This is a genomic window from Cellulosimicrobium cellulans, from assembly GCF_001722485.1.
GTDB lineage: Bacteria > Actinomycetota > Actinomycetes > Actinomycetales > Cellulomonadaceae > Cellulosimicrobium > Cellulosimicrobium cellulans_A.
Genome location: NZ_LWGL01000241.1, coordinates 1 through 3,387 on the forward strand (window position 1 = coordinate 1; position 3,387 = coordinate 3,387).

Annotated in this window: 3 protein-coding genes and 2 pseudogenes; 3 read left to right on the forward strand and 2 right to left on the reverse strand. The window is 75.8% G+C overall.

What is annotated here, in order from left to right:
* Positions 1-127 (reverse strand): annotated as a pseudogene (locus tag JZ5iCDA_RS18090) (histidine kinase dimerization/phosphoacceptor domain -containing protein); the annotation flags it as partial.
* Between JZ5iCDA_RS18090 and JZ5iCDA_RS16345 the strand changes: the two are divergent.
* A pseudogene (locus tag JZ5iCDA_RS16345) lies at positions 111-680 on the forward strand (cysteine--1-D-myo-inosityl 2-amino-2-deoxy-alpha-D-glucopyranoside ligase); the annotation flags it as partial. The pseudogenes JZ5iCDA_RS18090 and JZ5iCDA_RS16345 overlap by 17 nt on opposite strands.
* A gap of 43 nt (positions 681-723) precedes the next feature.
* Here the strand turns inward: JZ5iCDA_RS16345 and JZ5iCDA_RS16350 are convergent.
* Positions 724-1,596, reverse strand: a complete 873-nt coding sequence (locus JZ5iCDA_RS16350; RefSeq protein ID WP_069388095.1) for a PAC2 family protein — start codon at positions 1,594-1,596, stop codon at positions 724-726.
* Positions 1,597-1,727: 131 nt separating this feature from the next.
* Here JZ5iCDA_RS16350 and JZ5iCDA_RS16355 point away from each other — a divergent pair, with 131 nt between their 5' ends.
* Together JZ5iCDA_RS16355 and JZ5iCDA_RS16360 are read left to right on the forward strand one after the other, a co-directional pair.
* The gene (locus JZ5iCDA_RS16355) at positions 1,728-2,468 is read left to right on the forward strand and encodes an HAD family hydrolase (RefSeq protein ID WP_436967418.1); all 741 of its coding nucleotides are present in this window, start codon (positions 1,728-1,730) and stop codon (positions 2,466-2,468) included.
* A 66-nt stretch (positions 2,469-2,534) separates the two neighbouring features.
* Positions 2,535-3,387, forward strand: an 853-nt coding sequence (locus JZ5iCDA_RS16360) for a site-2 protease family protein (RefSeq protein ID WP_069388097.1), incomplete at its 3' end; no start/stop codon positions are given.

Below are 3,387 nucleotides of genomic sequence, written 5' to 3' on the forward strand. Positions count from 1 at the left end.
CGTGCACGAGGGCGATCGTCGCGACGCGGCGCATCGCCTCCTCGAGCGCGGCTCGGGCCTCGGGCACGTCCATGCGTCGGGCCTGCAGGCGCAGCAGCGCCGCGACCGTCTGGAGGTTGTTCTTCACGGTCATCGCGCGCGACGGGCTCGGCCTGCCGTTCGACGTGCAGGGCGGCGGCGCCGACCTGCTGTTCCCGCACCACGAGATGTCGGCCTCGCACGACCGCGTGCTCTCCGGCGGCGCCGGGCCGCGCGTGCACGTGCACGCCGGACTCGTCGGGTACGAGGGCCAGAAGATGAGCAAGTCGCTCGGCAACCTCGTCCTCGTGTCGAACCTGCGGGCCACCGGCGTGGACCCCATGGCCATCCGCCTGGCGCTGCTCGCGCACCACTACCGCGACGAGTGGGAGTGGACCGACGACGACCTGCCCGCTGCGGTGCAGCGCCTCGAGACGTGGCGCGACGCCGTGTCCGGCAACGGCGGGCCCGACGCCACGGCCATGCTCGACGCCGTCCGCGCGGCGCTCGCCACCGACCTCGACGCGCCCGCGGCGCTCGCGGCCGTCGACGCGTGGGCGGCCGAGGCGCTGCGCCCGGGCCGTGACACGGTGGGGGACGAGGAGGGCGCGCCCGGTGTCGTCGCCCGGGCGGTCAACGCGCTGCTCGGCGTGCGGCTCTGAGCCCGCCGGGGCGCCGCGGCTGCCGCGCCCCCCGGTCCGGGCGTCAGACCGTCGGGCCCTTCCCGCGCTCGCCCGAGCCCGGGTCGCGGCGGCGCAGGTAGCGCTCGAACTCGCGCGCGATCGCCTCGCCGCTCGCCTCGGGCAGCTCCGCGGTGTCCTTCGCCTCCTCGAGCTGCTGCACGTACTCGGCGATCTCCGCGTCCTCCGCGGCGAGCTCGTCGACGCCGTGCTGCCACGCCTGCGCGTCCTCCGGCAGGTCGCCCAGCGGGATCGGCTCGGACAGGAGCTCCTCGATGCGGGCGAGGATGGCGAGCGTGGCCTTGGGCGACGGCGGGTGCGCGACGTAGTGGGGGACCGCGGCCCACAGCGACACGGACTGCATCCCGCGCTCCGCGGCCGCGTGCTGCAGGACCCCGACGATGCCGGTCGGCCCCTCGTAGCGGCTCGGCTCGACGTCGAGCACGGCCTGCAGCCCGACGCTCTCCGACGTCGCCGTCATGGGGATGGGGCGCGTGTGCGGCACGTCGGCGAGCAGCGCGCCGAGGGTCACCACGGTGCGCACGTCGTGCGCGACGGCGAGGTCGAGCAGCTCGCGGCAGTAGCGGCGCCACCGCATCGACGGCTCGATCCCGTGCACGAGCAGGACGCGACGGCCGCTCGGCGAGACCGTCGCCGCGGCGACCGTCGTCGTGGGCCACGTGATCTCGCGGTTGCCGTCCTCGTCCGTCGTCACGACCGGGCGGTTCACCTGGAAGTCGTGGTACTCCTCCGGGTCCAGCTCGTCGACGTCCTCCGCGCCCCAGACCTCATGCAGGTGCGCCAGCGCCGCGGTGGCGGCGCTGCCCGCGTCGTTCCAGCCCTCGAAAGCCGCGATCATCACGGTCTGACGTGCACCGTCGTGCGCGTTCTCGCTCATCGCCCCAGCCTAGGGCGAACCCCCGGGCGCACGCCGCGCAGGTTCGCGCGTGGCGTACCGGCCGCGTCGCGCACGTAGGCTGGGTGCGGACGCCGCCCCGGACGTCCGGAGCCCCCCACCCAGGAGATGCGTTGACCTCGCCACGCCCTGCCGACGCCGCCGTGCTCACCGGATCGCAGCCCGGCACCCCGCCCGCGGGACTGCCCGCCGCCGTGCTGTGGGACATGGACGGCACCCTCGTCGACACCGAGCCGTACTGGATGGCCGCCGAGCACGAGCTCGTCGAGGCGCACGGCGGCACGTGGACGCACGAGGACGCGATGCTGCTCGTCGGCAACCCGCTCCTGACGTCGGCGCGCATCCTGCGCGAGCGCGGCGGCGTGGACCTGCCGGAGCCCGAGATCGTCCGGTTCCTCATCGGCCGGGTCATCGACCAGGTGCGCGTCGAGGTGCCGTGGCGCCCGGGCGCGCGCGAGCTGCTCGTCGCGCTGCGCGAGGCCGGCGTCCCGTGCGCCCTCGTGACGATGTCCTACCGCGAGCTCGCCGAGCCCGTCGTCGAGCTCGCGCCCGACGGCGCGTTCCAGGTGCTCGTGTGCGGGGACGAGGTCGAGCACGGCAAGCCGCACCCGGAGCCGTACCTCACGGCGGCCGAGCGCCTCGGCGTCGACGTCACCCGGTGCGTCGCCCTCGAGGACTCCCCGACGGGGATCGCGTCGGCGCGCGCCGCCCGCGCCGCGACCATCGGCGTGGAGGCCGTCGTGCCCGTCGAGCCCGCGCCGGGGCTGAGCCGCGCGTCGTCGCTCGAGCACGTCGACCTCGCGCTGCTCGCGCGCGTCGTCGGCGGCGAGCAGGTCGACCTCATGGCCTCCTAGGGGGTCGTCGCCTCCTCGCAGGCCCGGCGTCACGGGCCGCGCGTCGCGACGGCATACGCTGTCGGGGTGGACGGACCCGGACCTCGAGCTCCCCGCACGCCCGCACCGCCGGACGCGCCCGCGCGCACGAGGGGCTGGGTGATCGGTCGCGTCTCCGGCGCGCCGGTGATCCTCACGCCGTCGTGGTTCGTCGCCGCCGCGGTGCTGACGGTCCTCTTCGCGCCGACCGTCCAGCGCCTCGCGCCGCACCTCGGCTCCGAGATCTACCTCGCCTCGTTCGCGTTCGTGCTCCTGCTGTTCGCCTCGGTGTTCCTGCACGAGGTCGCGCACGCGCTCGTCGCGCGCGCCCGGGGCCAGCACGTCACCGAGCTCGCCGTGACCCTGTGGGGCGGGCACACCGCGTACTCCGGGACGTCCGCGCGACCCCTCGACGGGTTCCTCATCTCCGTCGTCGGCCCCCTGACCAACCTCGCGCTCGCCGTGGTGTTCTGGCTCGCGTTCCAGGCGCAGGCCACGTTCTCCGTGCCCGCGCTGCTGCTGTACGCGGGGGCGTTCTCCAACGCGTTCGTCGGCTTCTTCAACCTCCTGCCCGGCCTGCCGCTCGACGGCGGCCAGATCCTCGAGTCTGCCGTGTGGGCGGCGACGGGGTCCCGGACGCGGGGGACCGTCGTGGCCGGCTGGGTGGGGCGCGTCGTCGCCGTCGGCGTGGTCGCCTGGGCCCTCCTGTGGCCCCTCACGCTGGGCGTCCGCCCGGACCTGTGGACCGTCGCCTGGGCGGCGCTCATCGGCGCGTTCCTCTGGTCCGGCGCCGGGCAGGCCGTCGCGTCCGGCCGGGCGCGCGAGGCGGTGTCCGGGCTCACGGTCCGCGGCCTCGCACGGCCCGCCGTGCCGGTCGGGTCCGGCGCGTCCGTCGCCGCGG

Bases quoted from the DNA above. Each gene is read 5' to 3' on its own strand.
- JZ5iCDA_RS16350 (WP_069388095.1), bottom strand. From the start codon at position 1,596: ATGAGCGAGAACGCGCACGACGGTGCACGTCAGACCGTGATGATCGCG.